This window comes from Vibrio sp. 10N.222.52.B7, assembly GCF_041474275.1.
GTDB lineage: Bacteria > Pseudomonadota > Gammaproteobacteria > Enterobacterales > Vibrionaceae > Vibrio > Vibrio crassostreae_C.
The window spans coordinates 1-358 of the sequence record NZ_JBFRTU010000591.1; the positions used below are offsets into that span (position 1 = coordinate 1).

The following is a 358-nucleotide window of genomic DNA, read 5'->3' on the forward strand; positions in this document are numbered from 1 at the left end:
GGATAGAGAGGATGATGGTGAAAGTACTTACAAGATTGATGCGTCAGACCCTGACATGTTGTCTTACATCAACCAATCTCTTGATAAGGTCGGTATAGCAAACATTAAACAGTTGGAAATACCGGCTAACCTTTCCTTATTAGCCACTATGAACAGTAGTGATCAGGCAGTAATGCCTTTAGATACAGCATTCAAACGACGCTGGCGTTTCAAGTTTATTGATATTGATTTTTCTCATGTCGATGTCCCAAACTACGACTTTCACTTATCAACTCAAAGTGGTGTATATAGAATTTCTTGGCCAAAGTTTGCTTCAATCATTAATGATGTATTGATTGAAGCTCACGTTGCTGAAGAT

At 38.3% G+C, this 358-nt stretch carries 1 pseudogene; it reads left to right on the top strand.

The window, feature by feature from the left end:
- Nucleotides 1–358: pseudogene (locus AB4512_RS24345) on the top strand (hypothetical protein); the annotation flags it as partial.